This is a genomic window from Hyphomonas jannaschiana VP2, from assembly GCF_000685215.1.
GTDB classification, from domain to species: domain Bacteria; phylum Pseudomonadota; class Alphaproteobacteria; order Caulobacterales; family Hyphomonadaceae; genus Hyphomonas; species Hyphomonas jannaschiana.
Map to the genome: position 1 here is coordinate 29,464 of NZ_ARYJ01000014.1, position 22,513 is coordinate 51,976.

Below are 22,513 nucleotides of genomic sequence, written 5' to 3' on the forward strand. Positions count from 1 at the left end.
ACGGGAAGGGGCGGAACAATCATGGCAGAGAAACCGCTTCTGGGCGAAAACGCGAAGATTGTCGCGACGCTTGGCCCGGGCAGCCGTTCGCCGAAAGAGGTGGTGGCACTGGCCTATGCCGGGGTCGACGTCTTCCGCCTGAATTTCAGCCATGGTGAGCACGCCGCCCATCTTGAAGCGCTTCAGGCTGTGCGTGCAGCAGAGGCGAAAACGGACCGGCCGCTGGCCGTTCTGGCAGACCTTCAGGGGCCGAAAGTCCGCGTCGGAAAATTTCCTGACGGCAGCCTGCGTCTCGGGTTCCGGAAAGAGTACAACATCGTGGCGGCGGAAGAGGGCGCCGACGAAAACACGATCCCCGTACCGCATGCAGAAATCGTCGAAATTCTCGAAGAAGGTGACACGATCCTCGTCGATGACGGGAAGCTGATCCTGACGGTGACCGAGACAGGCAAAACGCCGAAGGTCCGGGCGGAAGTGCCGGGCAAGCTTTCCGACAAGAAGGGCTTTACAGTGCGCGGAAAACCGCTCCCGGTCCGTGCACTGACAGACAAGGACCGGGCGGACCTGGACTTCGCCCTTGAGATCGGTGTCGACATTGTTGCGCTCTCCTTTGTGCAGAGCGTTTCAGATGTTGAAGAGGTGAAGGCCATCATCGCAGGCCGGGCACCGCTGGTCTCCAAACTGGAAAAGCCCGCGGCGATTACAAATCTGGAAGCCATCGTCGAAGCGTCCGACGCTGTGATGGTCGCCCGCGGCGACCTCGGGGTCGAGTTTGCGCCGGAAGACGTGCCGGTCATCCAACGCCGGATCGTGCGTGTGGCGCGGTCACGCGGGCGTCCGGTCATCGTCGCGACGCAAATGCTGGAATCCATGATCGAGAACGCAGCGCCCACCCGGGCGGAAGCCTCTGATGTGGCAACCGCGATCTATCAGGGCGCCGACGCCGTGATGCTGTCGGCCGAGACAGCAGTCGGCCGGCATCCGGCGACGGCTGTCGCCATCATGGCCCGGATCATACGCGCGACGGAGTCCGCGGAGGACTATCGCCAGTCCATCGCCCAGTTCGCGGGAACTGAGGCCGAGGCTTCGGCTGTGGACGTCATCGCAACAACGGCTCAGGCGATGGCGTGTGCCGAGGGCGCTGGCGCGCTTGCGCTCAGAACCGGCGCGTTTGACCGGTTGGCCAGATTTTCCCGGGTCCGTGGGCCCGCACCGATCCTTTACGGTTCGCTGGACGACCGGCGTTTGCGGCAGGCCTGCCTTCTCTGGGGCGTGCATCCCCAGCGGCTCAATGCCGGCGCGACGAATTGGTATCGTGACCTGATGGAGGCCGCTGGTCTCAAAGGCCGTGTCGCCTATGCGCGCTGGGCCGGGGATGAGGCGCGCTTCGCCTGGGAAGTCGGCGTCGGCAAGGGCGAGGACGGAAAGCCGATTACTGGCGTATGATCAGCGTGTCGCCTTTGAACTCATAGGAATAGAGTTCGCCGAGGAAGCTCATGCCGAGCAGGGACTGTTCCAGCCCCTCTTTCAGCACCATCGCGCGGACGTCTTCCATCTCGACGCGGCCGATACGCACACGGTCCAGCACGATATAGGCCCCTTGGGTCAGGCCGCCGGCGGTGCGCACTTCATTGTCAAATTCGAGCTCTGCCGGGTTGAGACCAATCCGCTGGGCGTCATGCAGGGTCAGGGCAATGATACTTGCGCCTGTATCCACCATGAACCGGACATCGGTTCCCTGGACATCTGCCCTTGTCCAGTAATGGCCGTCGGCTTCCCGGCTGATGATCGCGGCCTTGTCGAAGTTTGCCCGGGGACGCGTGCTGACATCCGGGACTGCGGAATTGGTCAGTGATGCGGCGGCCGGCGTTGCGCTGCCCATGGCGTCTGTTTTCGGGACGATGAAAAACACAGCGGTCGCAGCGATGAGCAGCGCTGCGGCGAGCATGGGCAAGATATGTCTGGCGTACATGGCGTCAGCGCTTCCCCAGAGCCTCCAGCTTGCCAATCCGCTCAGGCAGTTCGCAGAGAACGCGCTCGCGGCCAGGCTCCCCCATGGCGACCCATTGGCCAATTTCTTTCAATGTGCGCCCACAGCCTAGGCACCAGCCAGTTGAGGCGTCAACTGCACATACCTTGATACATGGGGACTTTATCGGTTCGCGAGACATCAATATACCCTGTGTCCAGTGCGGGTTGCGGGGCGGAGTGTATGAGCGGCAAGGTAACAAATCCTTGTCGTGCAGCCACCTTGCAACCTGCTATTATGACGTGTGAAACGCGTCAGAGGAATGCGGGAGTAAAGTAACGTGCCAGAACCTGTTCGCGAAGGCTCACCATTGGCGGATGTGCGCGCGCTCATCATGAGCGCGCCACCCCCCGCGACAGAACCTGGCAAACAGGTCCGCGAAGCCCTGCTCGGAATGGGCCGGGAAGGGGATTTCGGTCGTCTGGGCGAGGCTGCAGAGTGGCTTGCGAACTGGCAGAACCGGTATCCGCCGCGCATTGAAAAACCGACCCTGGCTATTTTTGCCGGGTCCCACGGCATTGTTGAGGAAGGCGTTTCCATGTCTTCCAACAGCGATACTCAGGCGCATGTCGATGCGCTGCGGGAAGGGCGCGCGCCGCTGTCTGCCATTGCGACACAGGCCGGAGCCTCCATCCGGGTCTTCGAACTGGCCCTGGACAGGCCCACGCCGAGCATCGCTGAAACGGCCGCGATGTCCGAAAAAGAGTGCGCGGCAACCATCGCCTATGGATTCGAGGCGACGGAAGACCATCCGGACCTGCTGGCACTTGCGGTAGCTGGCGCAGGTGTGGGGACGGCTGCTGCGGCCGTTGCCTGCGCGCTGTATGGCGGATCACCGGATTACTGGGTCCGCCCAAGCAGCCAGACGACAGCAACCCTTGCCCGCAAGCGGATTGACCTCGTCAGCCGGGCGCTGACCCTGCACCGCGGTCACCTGTCGGACCCGCTGGAAGCGCTGCGCTGCCTCGGTGGCCGGGAGCTGGCAGCGTGTGTCGGTGCCATTATCGCCGCGCGGCATCAGGGAATCCCCGTCGTTCTGGACGGCTTCGCGACAACGATTGCAGCGGGTGTGGTTCATGCCATCGATCCGAAAGCGATCAGCCATTGCCTGGCCTCGCACATCACGCGCCGGCCGGCACATGAGGCCGCGCTGGAGCGGCTGGGCCTGAAGCCGCTCATGCAGATGGAGTTCCAGACGGGTGGCGGCTTGGGGTCAGCCTCTGCGATCGGCCTGCTGAAAACGGCCTGTGCGCCCTTCATCGCAGAGCCGGCATCGACCTGACGCAGGGTCATCTGCGACTTATATGCGACTTCCTTTACGTTGACGTTCGCGTCACCTTGCCAGCCAATACAAATGACTGACATAGAGAGCGTGTGCCTGGCAGCAGGATCAGACCGTTTCGGAGGAGCACGTAATGAATCTGGAGTTTACACCGGAAGAGATCGAATTCCGTAAGGAAGTTCGGGCCTTCATTGAAGAGAACTATCCCAAGGAGCTGGTTGGAACCGGCACACGCGAGGATCTGAGCCGCGAGCAATTCCTCGCCTGGCACAAAATCCTCGGCAAAAAAGGCTGGTCCGTCCCGGCATGGCCGGAGAAATATGGCGGCACAGGCTGGACCTCGACGCAGAAGTACATCTGGGGCGAAGAGAACGCCCGTATGGATGCAATCATGCCGCTGCCGTTCGGCGTCTCGATGGTCGGCCCGGTCATCTACACGTTCGGCAATGAAGAGCAAAAGGCAAAGCACCTGCCGGGCATCCGTTCCGGTGACGTCTGGTGGTGCCAGGGTTATTCCGAGCCGGGTGCAGGCTCCGACCTTGCAAGCGTGAAGACCACGGCCGTCCGCGATGGCGACCACTATGTCATCAATGGCCAGAAGACCTGGACTACGCTCGCCCAGCACGCCGACTGGGGCTTCTTCCTTTGCCGGACGGACCCGAACGCGAAAGCCCAGGAAGGTATTTCCTTCATCCTCGTCGACATGAAGACGCCGGGCATCGAAGTGCGCCCGATCAAGCTGATCGACGGCACGCATGAAGTGAACGAGACTTGGCTGACGGATGTCCGCGTTCCGGTCGAGAACCTCGTTGGCGAAGAGAACAAGGGCTGGACGTACGCCAAGTTCCTGCTCGCTCACGAACGTTCCGGCATTGCCGGCGTTGCTCGCTCCAAGCGTGGCATCGAACGCCTTCGTGACATCGCTACCCAGGAAACCGTCGACGGCACGCCGCTGATCGAAACGCCGGAATTCGCGCGCAAGATCAGCCAGCTTGAGATTGACCTGACCGCGCTTGAATTCACCGAGCTCCGCACGCTTGCGTCCGAAGCCGCCGGCAAGGGCCCGGGGCCGGAAAGCTCCATCCTGAAAGTGAAGGGCACCGAGGTGCAGCAGCGCCTGACGGAACTCACGCTGGAAGCGGTGAACCATTACGGTGCGCCTTACGCCTATGGCATGGAAGCCACCGGCAACGGTGCCGGCATCGGTCCGGACTATGCGGACTTTGCGGCCGAGACGTATTTCAACATGCGTAAGACGTCGATCTATGGCGGCTCCAACGAAATTCAGCGCAACATCATCACGAAAATGATCCTGGGCCTTTAAGCCCGAGGCCAGAGAGGAAACGACTCAAATGGACTTCAATTTCACTGAAGAACAGGGAATGCTTCGCGACAGCCTCGCGAAGATGATCCGCGATCAGTACGACTTCGAATCCCGCCGCAAGGTGGTGGCTTCGGCTGAAGGCTGGCGCAAGGACATGTGGATGCAGTTCGCCGAGCTGGGCCTGATGATGGCACCGTTCAGCGAGGAAGACGGCGGCCTCGGCGGTGGCCCGATCGACGCGATGGTCGTGATGGAAGAGTTCGGCAAAGGCCTTGTGGTCGAGCCGTACGTACCAAGCGTTGTTTGCGGCGGCGGCTTCATCAAGCGCGGAACGGATGCGCAGAAAGAAGAATACCTCACCGGCATCATGTCCGGCGAAACAATCTTCGCCTTCGCTTATGCAGAGCCGCGCGGTCGCTACAACCTGGCTGATCTCGAAACTACCGCCAAGAAAGACGGCGAAGGCTTCGTGATCAACGGCCACAAGGCTGTTGTCATCGGTGCGCCCTGGGCCACCCACCTGATCGTCACGGCACGGACCTCCGGTGACCGCCGCGACAAGAACGGTGTGACCGTCTTCGTCGTCGAGAAATCAGCACCGGGCATCTCCACCCGCGACTATCCGACGGTCGATGGCCGCCGGGCTTCGGAAGTGTATTTCGAAAACGTCGCTGTTGGCGCGGAAGCTGTCATCGGCGAAGTCGACAACGGCCTGCCGCTGATCGAACTCGTCTCCGACGAAGCGATCGCAGCGCTCTGCGCCGAGGCATGCGGTGCGATGAAAGTTGCCCACGAGATGACGGTCGAATACTCGCGCCAGCGTAAGCAGTTCGGCACGCCGATCGGCAAGTTCCAGGTACTGCAGCACCGCATGGTCGACATGTTCATGGAATATGAGCAGTCGGTCTCCATGACCTACATGGCCACGCTGAAGCTGGGCGATGACGAAGTCACCCGCAAGAAAGCGGCTTCTGCTGCCAAGGTGCGTATCGGCCAGGGCGGCCGTTTCGTCGGCCAGCAGTCGATCCAGATCCACGGCGGTATGGGCATGACGGACGAACTGGCTGTCGGCCACTACTTCAAGCGCCTGACCATGATCGACTCCGAATTCGGCAATGTCGACCATCACCTGAAGCGCTACACGGAACTCTCTGCTGCAGACGTTCCGGCAGCGGCTGAATAAGCTCGTTCTGCGAATTCAAAATGTAGGCGGGGGATCGTTCAGGCGGTCCCCCGTTTTCTTTGTCAGGCGGGTTTCAGGGAAGCTTCCCTGGTGAGGAAATCCGCGACTTCCTGGTTCGACAGAATTTCTCGTGTGCGGGCCGGTGCACCATCCGAGAGCTTTTCTCGTTCTGTCTTGTTGTTCAGCAGGCGGATAATGGTGTTTGCAAATGCATCGGGCGCATCGGCAATTTCGACCATGCCGTCGAGCCGGCCGCCAAAGCCCTCCATCGCCAACGGGTAGGCGACGACCGGCATGCCGAGCATGAGGTATTCGGCGACTTTGATGCTGACCCCGGTGGCGAGCCGTGTCGGGGCAATGCCGATGGCATGCGAGCCACCGATGTCTTCCAGTTTCTCGATCCGGCCAAGAAGCGTCATGTTCGGAGACTTTTTCAGAGATGGTTCGATCGCGTCACCCACACTGCCGGCCACTTTCAGCACGGCATCCGGCTGGCGTTTCAGAATGATTGGCCAGATGTCCTTCAGGAAGTGATTGAGCGCATCCACATTCCCCGCATGCGTGGTTCCGAGAAAGACCACTTCGGCTTTGCCTTCGGTGGGCAGGTCTCCGAATTCAGGCGGAACAGGACGTAGCCAGACCATATGGTGCGGCGAAAACTGAGGCGGGAAAAATTCCATTTCATTGGCCGAGGCATGGACGAAAAAGTCAGCCGATTTTACCCAATCGCACTCTTCGGCTTCGCTGGTTTCGTAGAAATCGAAAGCGAGCCCTTTTTCGCGGTAGCGGCGGGCACGCATCCAGAGCACATCATGCACGAACACGCCTTTGCGGGTAGGGTGCTGAAGCTGGTCCAGAACGGGGCCAACGGAGCTGTATTCGGCAATGGTCAGATCACTGGGCTGACGGTCGGCTGCCCGAGCCATGGCACGCACTTCGGCGGTCGGCATGGGACGGCCGAAATAGTTGCGCCATTGCACTTTCAGGCCAGCGCGCCGCATGATTTCATGCACAAGGCGGATGCCGAAGCGGACCCAGATGCGCGGTGACACGGACCAGTAGCGCCCGCCGGCCTCAATCGTGCCGTCCCAGACAATTTCATCGATCAGGGCGCGCAATCTCGGATGCACCGACGCAAATGGACGGTTTCCGAACGCGTGCCACGGTGCGAAGACGACCCGGACTCGGAAACCCGCCGCTTTCGCGGTGCGCAGAAAGGTTTCGAGGAACGCACCGTTACCGGTGGTGATCGCGTCGAGCTGGCGCTGGACCAGTAGGGTCAGTGTCTTGGTGGCGTCGGTCATGGGGATCGGTGTTAGGGTTGTTCTTCCCTGACGCCAATGCAAGTTCACCGCCAGTGCGATGTTTCAGGTATTAATGGTTTACAGGCCCGAGCAGTTTCAGGCCGACTTTGTCTTCCTTTTGCCAGACGACAACGCATGAGAGGTGGATGTCGTCAGTGCCGTCCACAGGTGAAACAGCCAGAATGGCGGGGCCAAGCGGAACGTCCTCAACCGGTCCTGTCAGGCTAACACCTGCAGCAGACCAATCGACCATCGAGGCGCGTATCCAGGTTCCGTGGCCGTTCGGTCTCAAACGGGATTTGCGAGTGGTGCGATGCCGCCGATAGCTCCGGCGGGGGACAATTGCGGTCATGGTGAATCCAGGGTCCTTTCGCGAGATGTATGCATGAGGACGCCAAATGGTTCGGAACTAAAATCAGACGTGGTCTGAGAGCAGGCCGACAACTTCGTCTGCAATGGCGAGGGAACTGGTCAGGCCAGGGGATTCTATGCCGAACAAGTGCACCAGTCCGGGGTGGCTGTGGATGCCTGGCCCATCGATCCGGAAGTCTGCCGCCGGCTCTCCCGGAGCGGAGAGTTTTGGCCGGCATCCGGAATAGTCTGTTGCGATCGCGTTATCTGGCAAACCCGGCCAATACTTGCGGACGGCTTCATAGAACTGATCCGCCCGGCTGAGATCGACCTTGTAATCTATCCTGTCCGGATCGTCGTGGCCCAGCCACTCCACGTCCGGTCCGAACCGCATGCGACCGGCAAGGTCGAGGGTGATATGCACACCGAGCCCGCCTTCGACTGGTGCCGGATAGATCAGGTGCTGGAATGCCGGTTTGGTGAGGCAGCTGAAATAATTCCCTTTTGCCAGCGTAAAAAATGGAATGAGGTCAGCGGCGTAGCCGGTCATGTTGCGGGCGATCCGGACGGCGTGAAGGCCTGCACTGTTTACGAGGATAGGCGTCGTGATGCTGGCGGGCTCCGCGCCGCCGACATCCAGCCTGAACCGTCCATCCGGCAGTATCTCAACCCGATTAACAGGCGCGCCGATGACGACGGAGCCGCCATGATCTTCCAGGTCTCCCTGTAGGGAAAGCATGTAGGCGTGGCTGTCGAGGATACCGGTTTCTTCAGACAGCACGGCGGCCGTGCAGGTGAGTTCCGGTTCGAGCGCAATCGCTTCTGCCCTGGTCAGGAAGTGCAGGCCCTCGACATCGTTGCGCCGGCCTTGTTCGAACAGGGTTTCCATGCGCGGGATCTGGGCGTCCGATGTTCCAACGATCAGCTTTCCGGTTTTCCGGTGAGGCACGCCGCGCTCCGACAGCCATTGGTAAAGTTGCCTGCGGCCGCTGACGCACATCCGGTGACGCAGAGAGCCGGTCGGGTAGTAGAGTCCGGCATGGATAACTTCGCTGTTGCGGGCCGAGGTGCCTGTGCCGATGCCTGCGGCGCTTTCAAGAACGAGTGTTTCACGTCCGGAACGGGCAAGGGCCGCCGCACAGGCCAGCCCGACCGCGCCGGCCCCGATGACGATGGCTTCGGTTTCCATCAAGTGTCGTTAACCCTGTGTGTGGCTTTTGCCGGCATTGGTCTTTAGTGTTGTGGGGCATGCATATTAAGGACCAGTCCTGCCTGCACGTATTTCCGGGGCCGCCCCGGACCGGAACGTGTGGTGAGCGATTGGCCTAAAATGCATGATATTTGCCCGGAAATTGCATATCCTGACACCAGAGAGAAGTATATTTCAGAACCGATGCCGGTAGAGCCCGCCCTCATGACGTATGACGAGACCAAGGTCGCGATCATAATTCCGCTCTATAATGACGAAGCGAACATTGCGCGCGCGCTCGAAAGTGCCGTCGCGCAGAAGGCGCCCGAGGGCATCCGTTTTGACGTGATTGTGGTCGATGACGGTTCTCGGGATTCCGGTCCGGAGATCGCAGAGGATTATGCCCGTAGGTTCGACAACGTGACCTTCCTGCGGATGGACCAGAATGGCGGTCCGGCGGCTGCCCGGAACCGCGCGCTGAAGGAGACCGATGCCGGCTGGTTCACGCCGTTCGATAGCGACGACATCATGCTGCCGGAACGCGTCGCCAATCTGCTCGATAAGGCACGGCAGGGTGACCTTGATATTGTCGCGGACAATCTGCTGATCAGCTCCACAAAGGCGCCGGAGACGGTCATCCGTCATCTGTGGCCGGGAAAACCCGAGGGCGATGTGTCTCTGACAACGGAACTGTTTGTCAGCCGCTCCTATGCGGCAGAGACCGAGCGGTCTGAACTGGGCTTTCTGAAGCCGCTGATCCGCCGCCGGGCGGTCAAATCCGGGGCTGAGCCCTATCAGCCCGATCTCCGGTTCGGTGAGGATTTTGAATTGTATGCCCGCCTGCTGGCGGATGGTGCCAAAGCGGTTCTGACAGACCCGGAAGGCTATCTGTTTGTTGTCCGTGACGGCTCGGCCTCTCACCGGCAAGGCGCCGACGATCACCGCAAGCTGGCCATGATGGGCCGGGCATTCCTGAAGCGGGACGGACTTGCGCCGGCTGAGCGCGAGGCATTTGCGGGGTTTACGCGCTATTGCGAGCAGGAATGGGCGGCCTGGACGGCCATTGAGGCCATTCGTGCCAAGCGGCCGGCAGGCCTGGTCCGCGCACTCACCATATCCGGTCCGGCAAGCTGGCATGTCGCGGGCAATCTCATGAAAGCATTTGGCGGCAAACTTTCCGGCAAGGGGCGCCAGGCGGGAAAATCGGCCTGATCTCGCCATGATCGTGTGACAATTTGGTCCAGTTCGCGGGTATGGGTTCAAGTCGCCGGAAGGCAACCCGCAACAAAGAACCGATCCTTTTTTCCAAGGTTAATTTAACGAGTTTGAAGCGCCGCCGCTTGAAAAGGTACGCGCAACAGGGGAGGTTGGCACGAAAATTCGCCGCAGTGGCTAGTTCTCGTGTATTTAAAGGTTAACAACCTCGGGGAAGCTTGCAGGTCGATGGTATGACACTTGCAAAACGATTGAGGTAAATGGCGACCTGTACGGTTACTCGGCGCGCATGTGAGGGAACACAGAAAAAATGAACCACCTGAAAAGTCTTTGTCTTCTTACGGTTGCCGGCAGCAGCCTCGTTGCCGGAACAGCTGCTGCGCAAGGGCAGGGCGCCGATAATTATTACAGCAGAAACAAGTATGAAGCGGTCAAAGACCGCCAGCAGCCGGCATTCGATCCGGAGCCTATTCGTCTCGGCACATTCCTGGTCGATGCGACCGGCCTGGTTGGCGTGACCTACAATTCGAACGTCTACGCTCAGAACAATAACGAGGAATCCGACGTGATCGTCCGGATCGGCGGCGAAGTTGTCGGGCGGACGAACTGGGCCGTTCACGAAGTCGGCTTCGATGTGTCTGCCTATCAGAACGAATATCTGGATCTGTCTGATGAGTCGGCGCCGACGCTTCATGCCGGGATACGCGGCCGTCTGGATGTGACCCGTGACTTCTCGCTTGGTGCCCGCGTGTTTGCCGACAAGGCCGTGGAACAGCGCTATGAGCCGGCCGGCCTTGGCGGTCTGGAAAAGCCGATCGAGTACACCGTGGCAGGCGGCGAAGTCAGCGCCGACTACACCAATGACCGGTTCCGCTGGAACAATGCGGTCGGTGTGACGTCCTACGATTATAAAGACGGCCGGATCATCGGCACGGGTGCGGAAGCCGACCAGGATTTCCGTGACCGCGACAACACCTACGCCCGGACCCGTCTGTCCTACGCCATCTCACCGGATCTGGCGGTCTACACACAGGGCACTGTTCACGACGAAGCCTACAACTCGACGCAGATCATCGGCGGTTTGCCGCGCAAGCGTGACTCTCAAGGCTACACGGTTGCAGCCGGTGTCGATTTCGAACTTCAGTCCCTGATCCGCGGTGATGTGGCCGTCGGCTATCTCAATGAGGACAAGAAGGATGACTATTTCGCGGACGTCGACGGCCTGTCGCTGGATGCGCGCATCCAGTGGTTCCCGTCGCGCCTGACCACGGTCACCTTCCTCGGCAGCCGCCGGGTCGCGGACACGGGCGTCTTCACGTCGCCGAGCGCCCTGGCCACGACGTATCGGGCGGAAATTGATCACGAGCTTCGCCGGAACCTTATCCTGTCCGCTCATGCCGGGTTCACCGACTATGACTATCAGGAAATCGACCGGACCGACGAAATGTCCAACATTGGTGTGGCGGCGAAGTACAAGATGAACAAACGCCTGCACATCGATGCCTTCGCGCGTCACCTGGCCTGGGACTCCAGCGGTTCGGATGTGGCGTTTGTCCCGTCTTACGGAATCAATCTGATCGGCGTGGAGCTTCGCTTCCATCCCTAAGCAAGGGCGAGCCTGTCCGCTTTTCCTGCTCACTCTAATTTTCGGTGTGGTGTTTTGACCAAGAGTTTCAGCTTCGAGCTACCTTCCCAGATGACCGGCCATGACGGGCCGTCGGGCGAGGAAACATCTTTTGACCTGAAATCTCTGATCGGCATGGTCTATCGCCGGTTCTGGCTGATCGTGACCGGTTTTCTGGTCGTGTTTCTGGCAGTGGCCTACATCACCTTCACCGCGACGCCGGTGTACAAGGCATCGACGACGATCCAGCTGGGCACGAACCAGGAGAACGTTATCGACCTTGGCAGCGTGCTGGGCGGCATCGTTGCCAACACGGCGGCGATTGACACGGAAGTGATGGTCATCAGCTCCAAATCCCTTCTGACGAAGGTGGCGGAGCGCCAGAAGCTGGTTGAAGATCCGGAATTCAACTGGACCCTTGTTGAGCAGAAACCTGGCCTGATCGACGGGTTGGTCAAGCCGATCAAGAAAAGCCTCGGTATGCGGACAGAGCGGGTCGACCCGTATGCCGGCCTCAGCGAAGAAGAGCGCGAAGCTGCGATCCTTGAAGCTGTGGTCGAGGCCCTGTCAAACCGCGTGACGGTTTCCCGGGTTGGCACAACCTATCTTCTGAAGGTGACGGTGATGTCGACCTCTCCGGAGACGTCAGCCCGCCTTGCGAACGCGGTTGCAGATCAGTACCGGGTCCAGCAGCTGGACACCAAGCTGGATGCGACCCGCCGCGCAACGGAATGGCTGGGTGAACGCGTCTCGGGGCTTCGCGATGAAGTGGCCGAGAAGGAAAAGCGTGTTGCCGTCTATCGTGCCGAGAACAATCTCGATACCGCCATGGGCACCACGCTGTCCGAGCAGAAGATCGCCGATCTGACCAAGCAGAAGACACAGCTTGATTTCGAACTCAGCCAGGCGCGGTCCCGCTATGAAAACATGCGCCGCCAGATCGACTCCGGCGAAGGGGTCGACGGGATCAGCGAAGTACTTGATTCTGCTCTGGTTTCCCGCCTCAAGGAACAGCTCTCCATCCTGCGCGGCCGTGTTGCTGAGCTGGAAACGAAGCTTGGCCCTCAGCACCCTGAACTGATTGGTGCCCGGAACGAAGTTCGTGACGTCGAGCGGCAGATGGCCGCCGAGGTCAATCGGATTGCCGACAACCTTGCGAGTGAAGTCGCAGCGAAACAAAGCCAGGTCAACGCAATCCAGGCCCGTATCAACCAGGCGAACGCCCAGCTGCGCGGCAACTCCATCGCCAGCGTGCGCCTGCGCGAGCTTGAGCGCGACGCTGAGACGAGCCGCGTGCTCTATGAAGAATTTATCGCCCGCTCAAAGGAAACGAGTGTCCAGGACGACCTCGTCCAGGCGGATGCTGTTATCCTGTCAGCGGCGTCGGTGCCGAGCCAGCCGGCTGCTCCGAAGAAGAAGCTGAACCTGCTGATCGGTGCGGTGCTGGGCGCGGCAATCGGCGCGGCCATGGCCATCCTGGCCGAAATGTTCGATGCCAAGATCAGCTCGACAGAAGATATTGAGCGCAAGCTCGGTGTGACCTCGATCGGCTCTGTGCCGCTGATCCGTGCCTCCAGCCTGTTTGGCCTCGGCCAGACCAATCCGGCCGATTACCTGGTCGAGAACCCTCTATCTGCGTACGCGGAAAGTGTCCGGTACTTGCGCGCGGCCATTGCCTTCTCTGACCTCGACAGCGAGACGAAGACGGTGGCGATCACCTCGTCCTTGCCGGACGAAGGCAAGACCAGCCTCACGCTCAGCCTCGGCCGCATGTCGGCCATGTCGGGCTCGCGCACCATCGTCATCGACGGGGACTTCCGCCGCCGCCAGCTGACGGAAGCGGCAGGCATGTCTCCGGAGATTGGCTTCATCGAACACCTGTTCGGCGCCGGTCAGCTGTCCGATGCGATCCAGAAAGACAGCAAGACCATGCTGGACATTCTGCCATTGTCCCAGTCTGGCCACACGCCGCACGACGTGTTCGGAACGCGCGCTTTCGATGACCTGCTGTCGCGCCTGCGCTCCATGTATGACCTGATCCTGATCGACACGGGGCCGCTTCTGCTGATGGCCGAAGCTCGCGTCGTGGCCGGCAAGGTCGACAAGACGATCCTTATGGTGCGTTGGCGCCATTCCACCCGCGCTGCCGTCAAGCAGTCGCTTAGCCTGCTGCGTTCGTTCAATGCGGATGTCCTCGGCGCGACCCTCAACATGGTCGACCTCAACCGCCGCCGGCATCACCGTGATCCGGGCGCCAGCTACAAGGCCTACCGCAAGTACTACCAGATGGAGAGCAAGAAGTCCGTGTTCGGCTTCGATCTCAACGGCGCTGGCAAGCGGAAGAAAGGCGGGAAGGGCCCCGTGGCCATTCAGACCCCGCCGGAGAAGGCCAAGGGGACGATGGAAGAAGAAGTCCCTGTGGGATTTGAATAGCCGGCACGAAGCGAGACGGTTCCATGTCAGGAGATGCGCGGATCGCGAAACCATCCATGGAGCGCGAGGCCGTGACGGGCTCGCGGCCACGGCGCGTCGCCTATTTCGGGCATGACGCCGGGGACGCTGCGATCCGCCGCCGTGTCCGGGCTTTTGCAGATGATGGCGTCTCGGTGACCGGCTTCATGATGCGCCGGGGTGAAGCGTCTTCTACAGAGTGGACCAATATCGATCTCGGCCGCACGGCAGACGGGGCCTTCCTTCAGCGTATCCGGCAGGTCTTTGCGGGGGCTGGAAAGGCAGCGGCAAAACGGGATGAACTGGCGGAAGCAGACGTGATCGTCGCGCGCAATCTCGACATGCTGGCCTGCGCCTTTCTGGCCAAACGCAAGGCCAAACTCGACACGCCGGTGATCTATGAGTCGCTGGACATCCACCGGCTCCTTTGCCGGCAGGATCCGATTGGCAAGACCCTGCGCTGGCTAGAAGGCCGTCTCCTGCGTAGGACGAGGGGGCTGATTGTCAGTTCGCCGGCATTCCTGAAAAATCATTTCGAGCGGTATTATCCCGGTCAGTTCCGGTCGTATCTTGTGGAGAACAGGCTTGCGGCCGGCGCCGAGTATGGGCCGCGGCCAGTTCCGGAAATGCCGGCGAAGGATCGTCCGTTGCGTCTTGGCTGGGTCGGCGTGCTCCGGTGCCAGCGTTCGCTCGATTTGCTTTGTGCGCTGGCCGACCGGTTTCCGGAGACTCTGGAAATCCACCTTCATGGCGTGCCGGCGCGGACGGAAATTCCCTTCTTCGAGCCGGAGATCGCGAAACATCCGAACATGATCTATCATGGTCGCTATAAGTCACCTGAAGATCTGTCAGAGCTCTATCATGGTCTCGATATGGTCTGGGCGGGTGACTTCATGGAAGCCGGGTTCAATTCCGTCTGGCTGTTGCCGAACCGGATTTACGAAGGCGGTTATTACTGCGTACCCGCCATCGCACCTGCCGGGACGCAGACGGCCGAATGGGTCAGCCAGCGGCAGGGCGGTTTCGTTATCGAAGAGCCGCTTGGTGACACATTGCCTGAGCTCATCGTGAGCCTGATCGACGACCGCGAGCCCATCCAGGCTTGCGCCCGCGCGCTTGCGGCCTGTCCAGAAGATGACTTCGTCCAGCCTGTCGGCATGCTTTCAGATCTGGTAGATTCCGCGCTTGCGGAAGGCGGTGCGGCATGAACGTCATGTCCCGGAAAATGAAAGTGACCGAAGACACGACGCTGGTCTGGGCCAAGGTCTTTTCGGAAGACAAGAGTGCGCCGATCTGGTTCCAGTTCATTGTCACCGCCTGGTTCTTCGCGACCTATATCGATTTTCCGGCCGTGACAGCAGTCCGCTACCTGCTGGTGTTGGCTCTGTTTGGAGTGATCGCGCTGAAGAGTTCGACGGTCCTGCCGAACATTGTGCGCGCCTGGCCACTCTTCGTGCTGCCGGCCTTTGCGACATCGTCCATTCTCTGGTCGCCCTATCCTTCAGAGGCGCTGAAGCAGGGCGTGTATTTCATACTCACGCCGCTGTTCATCATTACGATTATCTCTGTGCTGGATGCGCGCAGGGCCATGCGGTGTCTCATGTTCGCAGGCTGGATCACATCTTTCATGGTGCTGGCGAAGTTCTCCTCAATCGACTCCGGTGGACCATACCCATCCAAGAACTATGTCGCCCTGCAGATGAACTTCATGATGCTGCTGTCTCTGGCGGCGGCCCTGAACAAGAACGAACTGACATGGATCCGCCTGGCGGCGCTGCCGTTTATTCCGCTTGGGATCCTGTTTGTTATCGCGGCCAACTCGGCGACCAATCTGGTGTTGGGCGCGGCTGGCATCATGGGTCTCATCGCACTTCGTGTTCTGTGGGTCGACATTGGTGGCATCAAGAACGCCCGCAGCCTGTTGTTTCTGAGCGGTATCGTTTTCATCTTTGCGATTTTGACGGTTGCGCTGGCCATGCCGGGCGAAGATTTCGTCGACGATGTGCTGCAGGCCCTGGGCAAGGACGGCACGCTGAGCGGGCGAACGGAAATCTGGGCGGCCGGCCGCGTTGTGCAGGATCAGAACCCGATCTTCGGTACGGGGCTCTCGGGCTTCTGGCAGCCTGATAACGGCGCAGCGCAGTCCATCAACTATTATGACTTCAAGCCCTACGGCACTGTGCTGACCTTCCATAACTCCTATATGGAAGTGCGCGTCCATCTCGGTCTGATTGGCTGGGCGCTCTATATCGGCACATGGATCTGGCAGGGACAACGGGCAATCCGGAACTGGATGGTATCCCGGGATCTGGAAGCTTCCGCGCTCCTGATGCTGCTCCTGCTGGTCTTCATCACCACATTCACGGAATCCACGCCCTGGGGTGTCTTCAATACGCCGGTGAATATCATGCTATTGGCGTCGACGGCGGCCTTCAGCTCGCACCGCCGGAAGTTTGAGGGATACATCCCGGTGAAAGTCAGTGACACCAGCGTCCGGCCGGCCCGCTGACGTCACTTGCCTGATGACGCATCCGATCCCGTGAGCATGGAAGGCGCGCCATCGGAAATGCTCTCATATCGATATTGACCTCCTGGACTCTCTCCGGTTCGGTATGAGGGGTAAGTGGACGTCCTGGCGCTATAGGTGGGTGAAATATCCATTTAAAACAGAGTGATGCTCTCGCATTTTTCTAAATATGGACTGATCCTGCCGCTCCGGTGACAAATCCGTCAGCCGCATCTCCTGCCATCGCGGACCACATTGCTGACATGGACTGGAACCAAATTCAGATCCGAAACGTATAGACTTCAACGGGCATTTAACACGCCCTTAAGAGTTAGGGGCGTTGATGGGGGGTGATGAGTAACGCCACTTCATCCGTGTCAGGGAGCAGACCTGTGGTCGACATTGCCAATGCTTCAATTGCTCGCCGTAACTGGGAAACCGGCGCTCACGCCGAGCAGGAAGCCTATGACAAATGGCCGGTCTGGGCCCGTTTGGTGATCATCGTAGGCCTCAGCGCATTGCTGTGGGCAGGTATCATCAGCGCCGTCGTGGCCCTCTTCGGCTAGACTGGTTGCTGTATCCAGACAACAAAAAAGCCCCGGTATCAGCCGGGGCTTTTGTTTTGTTGAATACTTCAGGCGCTGGGGTCAGCGAGCACCTTTCGAAAGCAGGACAGCAGGAACCGTGCGGAGCATGATCATGATGTCGCCGGTGAAGGTGCGGCTGTTTGCGTATTTCACGTCCAGCTGAACGCGCTCTTCATAGGTCGTGTCGCTGCGGCCTTCGACCTGCCACAGGCCGGTCAGGCCCGGACGGACAGCGCAATAATCGCGATAGTATTCGCCATATTTGGCAATTTCGTTCTCGACGATCGGGCGCGGGCCCACGAGGGACATCTCACCGCGAATGATGTTGATCAGCTGCGGCAGTTCGTCGATCGAGGTCTTGCGGATGAAGTGGCCCAGCGGCGTGATGCGCGGGTCGTTCACGAGCTTCTGGGTCTCTTCCCATTCAGCGCGGGCTTCAGGGTTGGTGGCCAGGATTTCCTGCAGCCGTTCGTCAGCGTTGGCGACCATGGAGCGGAGCTTGTAGCACTTGAAGGTGCGCCCGTTGCGGCCGTAACGTTTCTGGGAATAAACCGCCTTGCCGCCGTCCTGCAGGCGGATGAGCGTGCCGACGACAAGCAGGAGAGGGAAGACAAACACCAGCGCGAGGCTCGCAATCGCGATGTCCATCAGGCGCTTGGCGCTCGTACCGGTCTCATACTCCGTGCGGTCGTGACGCGTGGAGGAGTATGCGGCGGTCTCCGCATGTCGTGATTGGTTACTTAATCTCAGACCCATAACTGTCCCCGGAACTCTACCAAGAGGTGCGCGAAATCTTCCCGGAATTTCCCGCACCCAGCCAACAAACGTTAACTTGGAGAACGGCAAAACCTTTATTTCATTTGGGGAGGTTTGCAATCTGTATACCGGGATTGGGCCGAATATTTGGGCCTTTTTCCTGAAATTCGCCTGACAGGAGAAGTAATTTTCAAGTAATCGGGGTCATGTGCGCATTTATTAACCAAAATACCTCGATTTGAGGTGCATCGGGTTGGGGATGTGTCCCAGGACAGGTCAGTCGCGTACCATTTCGACACGAAAAAGAAAGCGGCAGGAACCGGGGTTCCTGCCGCTCTGATTCGTGAGTCTGATTGGTGAAAATCAGAATCTGCGTTCACCAATCCGGATCGTGTCGCCTGGGCTGACGACCGTGGAAGTTGTGAGTTCGATTGCCTGCTCCTGGTTCGAATCCACGCTCTTGATGTAGACGACATTTTTCCTGGCGCGGTAGGTCCAGCCGCCGGCCGCAGCAACAGCATTCACGACAGTCAGGCCAGAATTATAGGGATATTCGCCAGGGCGGTTCACTTCGCCGAGGATGTAGTAGGGGCGGTAGTTGATCACCTCGGCGCTGACGCGCGGATTGAGGACATAATCGCCTTCAAGCTTTTCGACGATGCGGTCTTCCAGCTGAGGCGTCGTCAGACCCAGGGCTTCGACCTGGCCGATCAGCGGCATGGAGATGGAGCCGGTGCCGTCCACTTCGAATTGTCCGGAAAGGTCTGGCTGTCCGAAGACCGTAATGCGCAGCTGGTCGCCATTGCCCAGAGTGTAGGCGCTAACTGCTTGCTGCTGCACCACTTGCTCTCCGGAGGTGCTGGGGCCAGCGGGGATCGCTGTCTCACAGGCGGCAACCAACAGAAGCAGGCTGCCCAGAGTGGCCATGAGAAGGGGGCGCAGGAAATTCATCGTCTCTATTCTCCCAGGTTTGGCGGTCCTGCCGCGTAGCAAGACCTATTCCAGAGTTTCAGGTGGAGAGGAAGGAAACTTCATCCCCGAACAGGCGCACGGCTGAAAGTTTTCCGCTGATGAAGGCGCCGGTATCCAGTCCGATCCGGCGATTGTCCCGGAAGACGGCATCAGTGGGCGTGTGTCCATGCACCACGACTTGAGGAAACTGTTCCGGCGCGTCCAGGAATTCCTCCCGGATCCAAAGCATGTCACGCACGGTCTGTTTCTCGAGCTCTTCGCCTGGCCGAAGGCCAGCGTGCACGAAAAGATAGTCCCCGGCGACGTGGTAGTGCTGAAGCCCCTGGTAAAATTTCAGGTGGTTTTCCGGCAGGCGGTTCCGGAACTCGGTCCAGACCTTGTCCCAGGCGCGCTGATAGGCCTGCATTGCTTCGTGAGACTGCATGGCTGCCCGGGCATTCGGGGGCGGTTGAAGGCCATAGGAGTAGAGCGTCTCAGCGCCACCATAGCGAACCCACTGCTTGCCGAAATTCACATCATTGAGGAACCGCAGCAGGGCTTCCTCGTGATTGCCCATCAGGAAAACCCGCTCGAAAGCCTGAACCTGTTCGCTTTGCAGGAAGTCGATGACGTCCTTGGATTGGAGGCCCCGATCGATGTAATCTCCAAGAAATACAAGGACTCGCTTCGTGCCATTGGGGAGGGATTTTGAGTCCTCCTCGATCTGTTCGACCAGTTTTTTCAACAGGTCGCACCGGCCGTGAACGTCTCCGATAGCGTAAATGCACTGGCCGTCCGGCGTGCGGGTCTGGCGAGTTACCTCAACCGGCGCCGCTTCGCTTTCAGGCTCGGCGACTTCAGGTGAGGACCTGCCAATACCCCGGCGGATTCGCGCACGCAGAGAGGTCGCGGACCGCGTCAGGTTGCCGATCCGTTGCAGGAAGCTTTGCCGGGTTTGGTCGGACATTTTGCTCATCTGGGCGTCAGTATTAACAATTACTTATAGCGCTTTCTGGTCTTAAACCAATCGGGGCGGGAATTTCAGGGTTTCGAACCGGTCACCGCTTCCTTCAGAAAACCGGCTGCCCAGCTCATATGCATCGTGCCGGAAATCAGGCCAGCAAGAAGGCCGCACATGGACCGTTTCCAGACAGCAATTGCGAGTGATGCGGCGGCCAGTACGCCGATATAGCCGGCTGGCAGGAGGATGGCCGGCAGGAAGACGGGCGAAAGAACAAATCCGCCGCTGCTGGCCAACAGGGCGAATACCGGCAAGGCTTGGCGGATCTTCAGACGCTGGCCGTGTTTGCGCACATTCCGCGCGCGGCCCTTGCCATAGTTGAAATACTGTTTCGCCAGCCGCTGGACGGAGCCGCGGGGGATATAGCGGATGCGGATGCCTGCATCGAGAAAGATCTTGCCGCCGGACTGGGCCACCCGTTCATCATATTCGGCGTCTTCATTGTGCGAGAAGGTTTCGTCATAGCCGCCGACCTGACGGTACATGGCGATGTCGAAACCGGCATGATGTCCATGATCGACATAGCCGGATACCGTGCCGCCACGATGGGCAGACCCGCCCGAACCGAGCGGCGTATCCACAATCCACGCATTTGCGCGCTCGAAGCAGGTGTCACCAACGGCATCCATGGGAATGACGACAGACGACGCGCCCGTTGCCTGGAGTGTCCGGGCGACAGAAAGGATAAAGCCTGCCGGATAGATCGAATGGGCATCGCAGCGAACGATATAGCGTGTCTGAGGTGTGCTGAGGCTCTCAACGGCCAGGTTCATCGCGGCTGCCTGCAGCCGTTTCGGGTTATGAATCACCTGCAGGTTCGGGAATTCCGACTTCATGCGCTCGACAATGGCGACGGTTCCGTCGGTGCTGCCGCCATCCGCGACGACAAGCGGAACCTGGCGAAGCTCTGGGCTGCCCGCCATCAGCGAGCGTATGCATGTTTCAATGTGGCGCTCTTCATTCAGAGCCGGAATGACAGCCAGAATCGCGCCCGGCGCCGGTTCCGGCGCGTCGTTGTTATCGATTTGAGCCATTGCATGCGCACTCATGGCGACCTCTGGTAACAGTTTTCCCCTGATGGGGGAGCAAATTCCATTCCACTCCAGTGTGCTTTCCGGACAAAAGGCATACCCAACGTCAATCTTGCCGCGCTGGCCGAACCCCATATGGTGGGTTGAAACAGGAGGAGATGCTCAAAATGATTGGCGTTGTGGCGAAACTGACGATCCAGCCGGACAAAGAGTCTGAATTCGAGCAGGTCGGCAAGGACCTTATGGCCAAGGTTAAAGCCAACGAGCCGGGCTGCCTGACCTATCAGCTCTACAAATCCAAGAAGGATGCGCACGTCTACATCTTCATGGAGCAGTATGCTTCCGAAGAAGCCTTCAAGGCGCACGGCCAGAGCGACTATTTCAAGGCCGCTGGTCCGGCCATCGGCGCCTGCCTCGCCGGTGCGCCCGAAATCCAGTATTACGACATCGTCGAATAGGGGACGGGCGGCCATGGATCTCTCGCTCTCGCCCGTCGACATGAAATTCCAGAAAGAGGTGCGCGACTGGATTGACGTCAATTTTGACGCTGACCTGCGCGCCCGGATGGCACTGTCCAAGAATGGCTATGTCGACAAGGCAAGCCAGGTGGCCTGGCAGAAGAAGCTGGCGTCCAAGGGCTGGATCGCGCCGAACTGGCCGAAGCAATATGGCGGACCGGGCCTCTCGGCGACCGAGCGCTACATTCTGCATTCAGAACTGTCCGGCGCCGGCACGCCGAATGTCGCGCCGTTTGGCGTGTCCATGGTCGCGCCGGTCATCATGGCCTTTGGCAGCGAGGAGCAGAAGAAGAAGCACCTGCCGCCGATCCTCGCGTCTGACATCTGGTGGTGTCAGGGCTATTCGGAACCGGGCGCGGGATCTGACCTCGCTTCGCTTCAGATGAGCGCTGTGCGTGATGGTGACGATTATGTGCTGAATGGCTCCAAGATATGGACGACGCTGGCCCAGTGGGCCGACATGATCTTCTGCCTGGTACGGACCTCGAAATCGGGCAAGCCGCAGGAAGGGATCAGCTTTATCGTGTTCCCGATGACCTCGCCGGGTATTACCATCCGGCCATTGCCGACGCTGGACGGCCCGGCTGAGGGTCAGCACGAGATCAACCAGGTCTTCTTCGAGAACGTCCGTGTGCCTATCAAAGATGCCCTCATCGGCGAGGAGAACATGGGCTGGACCTATGCCAAGTACCTGCTGGAGTTCGAGCGCGGCAACGCCTATGCGCCGGGGCTGCGCCACATGCTGCGCAAGGCCCGCAAGGTCGCCTCGAAGGAAATCGCCGGAGGGGAGCCGGTGATCCGCGATCCGGATTTTGCCCGCAAGCTGGCCCAGCTGGAGATCCGGATCGATATGCTGGACGCGACCGAGCGGCGGGTGCTGTCGTCCCTGTCGGCTGGTCAGAATGTCGGGCCGGAAAGCTCAATGCTGAAATGTGCCGGGTCTGAAGCACAGCAGGCGATCACCGAACTGGCGCTTGAGGCAGCAGGGTTCTACGCCGCGCCGTTCGTGCAGGACACGATCGCCCTGCTGGAGGCCGGCGGCAATGAAACGTGTCCGACACCTCAGCACGACCTGGTCGCAGCGCCGAACTATTTCAATTATCGGAAAACTTCCATCTATGCCGGTTCCAATGAAATCCAGCGGAACATCATGGCCAAGATGGTTCTTGGGCTCTGACGGCCAGCAAGCGG

The 22,513-nt window shown here is 59.8% G+C and carries 21 protein-coding genes; 12 read left to right on the forward strand and 9 right to left on the reverse strand.

The genetic code is table 11. The features are described from left to right. Nucleotides 1-21: 21 nt before the first annotated feature. Entirely contained in the window at nt 22-1,446 is a 1,425-nt protein-coding gene (pyk, locus tag HJA_RS15780; protein ID WP_035584002.1) for a pyruvate kinase, read from the forward strand. Here pyk and HJA_RS15785 read toward each other — a convergent pair. Both HJA_RS15785 and HJA_RS18425 read right to left on the reverse strand, forming a co-directional pair. Next, on the reverse strand, nt 1,433-1,972 hold the full coding sequence (locus HJA_RS15785) for a TIGR02281 family clan AA aspartic protease (protein WP_081814761.1): 540 nt from the start codon (nt 1,970-1,972) through the stop codon (nt 1,433-1,435). The genes pyk and HJA_RS15785 overlap by 14 nt on opposite strands. A gap of 4 nt (nt 1,973-1,976) precedes the next feature. After that, entirely contained in the window at nt 1,977-2,171 is a 195-nt protein-coding gene (locus HJA_RS18425; protein WP_081814762.1) for a DUF1289 domain-containing protein, read from the reverse strand. A gap of 138 nt (nt 2,172-2,309) precedes the next feature. On the opposite strand from HJA_RS18425, the gene HJA_RS15790 reads away from it, so the two are divergent. The 3 genes from HJA_RS15790 to HJA_RS15800 all read left to right on the forward strand — a co-directional run bounded on the left by HJA_RS15790 (nt 2,310) and on the right by HJA_RS15800 (nt 5,818). Beyond that, nucleotides 2,310-3,311: a nicotinate-nucleotide--dimethylbenzimidazole phosphoribosyltransferase gene (locus HJA_RS15790; protein ID WP_035584004.1), complete on the forward strand. Its 1,002-nt coding sequence runs from the start codon at nt 2,310-2,312 to the stop codon at nt 3,309-3,311. Nucleotides 3,312-3,444: 133 nt separating this feature from the next. Next, nucleotides 3,445-4,635: an acyl-CoA dehydrogenase family protein gene (locus HJA_RS15795; RefSeq protein ID WP_035584006.1), complete on the forward strand. Its 1,191-nt coding sequence runs from the start codon at nt 3,445-3,447 to the stop codon at nt 4,633-4,635. A gap of 28 nt (nt 4,636-4,663) precedes the next feature. Then, the gene (locus HJA_RS15800) at nt 4,664-5,818 is read left to right on the forward strand and encodes an acyl-CoA dehydrogenase family protein (RefSeq protein WP_035584008.1); all 1,155 of its coding nucleotides are present in this window, start codon (nt 4,664-4,666) and stop codon (nt 5,816-5,818) included. Nucleotides 5,819-5,880: 62 nt separating this feature from the next. Here the strand turns inward: HJA_RS15800 and HJA_RS15805 are convergent, their stop codons facing one another. From HJA_RS15805 to HJA_RS15815, 3 genes are all read right to left on the reverse strand, one after another. Then, nucleotides 5,881-7,122: a glycosyltransferase family 4 protein gene (locus tag HJA_RS15805; RefSeq protein WP_035584010.1), complete on the reverse strand. Its 1,242-nt coding sequence runs from the start codon at nt 7,120-7,122 to the stop codon at nt 5,881-5,883. Nucleotides 7,123-7,192: 70 nt separating this feature from the next. Beyond that, on the reverse strand, nt 7,193-7,474 hold the full coding sequence (locus HJA_RS18430; RefSeq protein WP_081814763.1) for a PilZ domain-containing protein: 282 nt from the start codon (nt 7,472-7,474) through the stop codon (nt 7,193-7,195). A 63-nt stretch (nt 7,475-7,537) separates the two neighbouring features. Further along, on the reverse strand, nt 7,538-8,662 hold the full coding sequence (locus HJA_RS15815) for an NAD(P)/FAD-dependent oxidoreductase (RefSeq protein ID WP_035584016.1): 1,125 nt from the start codon (nt 8,660-8,662) through the stop codon (nt 7,538-7,540). Between the two features lie 225 nt (nt 8,663-8,887). Here HJA_RS15815 and HJA_RS15820 point away from each other — a divergent pair, with 225 nt between their 5' ends. From HJA_RS15820 to HJA_RS18585, 6 genes are all read left to right on the forward strand, one after another. Then, on the forward strand, nt 8,888-9,874 hold the full coding sequence (locus HJA_RS15820) for a glycosyltransferase family 2 protein (protein WP_162177081.1): 987 nt from the start codon (nt 8,888-8,890) through the stop codon (nt 9,872-9,874). A gap of 313 nt (nt 9,875-10,187) precedes the next feature. After that, a complete protein-coding gene (locus HJA_RS15825; protein WP_035584019.1) occupies nt 10,188-11,483 on the forward strand; it encodes an outer membrane beta-barrel protein in 1,296 nt (431 codons plus the stop codon). Between the two features lie 54 nt (nt 11,484-11,537). Then, on the forward strand, nt 11,538-13,934 hold the full coding sequence (locus HJA_RS15830; protein ID WP_155840058.1) for a GumC family protein: 2,397 nt from the start codon (nt 11,538-11,540) through the stop codon (nt 13,932-13,934). 23 nt (nt 13,935-13,957) lie between these two features. Further along, nucleotides 13,958-15,160: a glycosyltransferase family protein gene (locus HJA_RS15835; protein ID WP_155840060.1), complete on the forward strand. Its 1,203-nt coding sequence runs from the start codon at nt 13,958-13,960 to the stop codon at nt 15,158-15,160. Continuing rightward, nucleotides 15,157-16,461 carry an O-antigen ligase family protein gene (locus HJA_RS15840; RefSeq protein ID WP_035584021.1) on the forward strand — a complete coding sequence of 435 codons (1,305 nt, stop codon included), beginning with the start codon at nt 15,157-15,159 and terminating at the stop codon, nt 16,459-16,461. Before HJA_RS15835 ends, HJA_RS15840 begins: the two co-directional genes overlap by 4 nt. Before the next feature lie 389 nt (nt 16,462-16,850). Further along, nucleotides 16,851-17,024, forward strand: coding sequence for a hypothetical protein (locus HJA_RS18585; protein WP_155840061.1), 174 nt, complete (start codon nt 16,851-16,853; stop codon nt 17,022-17,024). Between the two features lie 81 nt (nt 17,025-17,105). On the opposite strand, the gene HJA_RS15845 is transcribed toward HJA_RS18585, so the two are convergent. The 4 genes from HJA_RS15845 to HJA_RS15860 all read right to left on the reverse strand — a co-directional run bounded on the left by HJA_RS15845 (nt 17,106) and on the right by HJA_RS15860 (nt 20,822). Then, nucleotides 17,106-17,801, reverse strand: a complete 696-nt coding sequence (locus HJA_RS15845; protein ID WP_081814765.1) for a sugar transferase — start codon at nt 17,799-17,801, stop codon at nt 17,106-17,108. A 363-nt stretch (nt 17,802-18,164) separates the two neighbouring features. Then, the gene (locus tag HJA_RS15850; RefSeq protein ID WP_051597790.1) at nt 18,165-18,752 is read right to left on the reverse strand and encodes a polysaccharide biosynthesis/export family protein; all 588 of its coding nucleotides are present in this window, start codon (nt 18,750-18,752) and stop codon (nt 18,165-18,167) included. A 58-nt stretch (nt 18,753-18,810) separates the two neighbouring features. Further along, nucleotides 18,811-19,719, reverse strand: coding sequence for a metallophosphoesterase family protein (locus tag HJA_RS15855; protein WP_081814766.1), 909 nt, complete (start codon nt 19,717-19,719; stop codon nt 18,811-18,813). 74 nt (nt 19,720-19,793) lie between these two features. Further along, nucleotides 19,794-20,822: a glycosyltransferase family 2 protein gene (locus HJA_RS15860; RefSeq protein ID WP_155840063.1), complete on the reverse strand. Its 1,029-nt coding sequence runs from the start codon at nt 20,820-20,822 to the stop codon at nt 19,794-19,796. 149 nt (nt 20,823-20,971) lie between these two features. On the opposite strand from HJA_RS15860, the gene HJA_RS15865 reads away from it, so the two are divergent. After that, nucleotides 20,972-21,262: a putative quinol monooxygenase gene (locus HJA_RS15865; RefSeq protein WP_035584134.1), complete on the forward strand. Its 291-nt coding sequence runs from the start codon at nt 20,972-20,974 to the stop codon at nt 21,260-21,262. A gap of 13 nt (nt 21,263-21,275) precedes the next feature. Continuing rightward, on the forward strand, nt 21,276-22,499 hold the full coding sequence (locus tag HJA_RS15870) for an acyl-CoA dehydrogenase family protein (protein WP_035584026.1): 1,224 nt from the start codon (nt 21,276-21,278) through the stop codon (nt 22,497-22,499). Nucleotides 22,500-22,513: the final 14 nt, after the last annotated feature.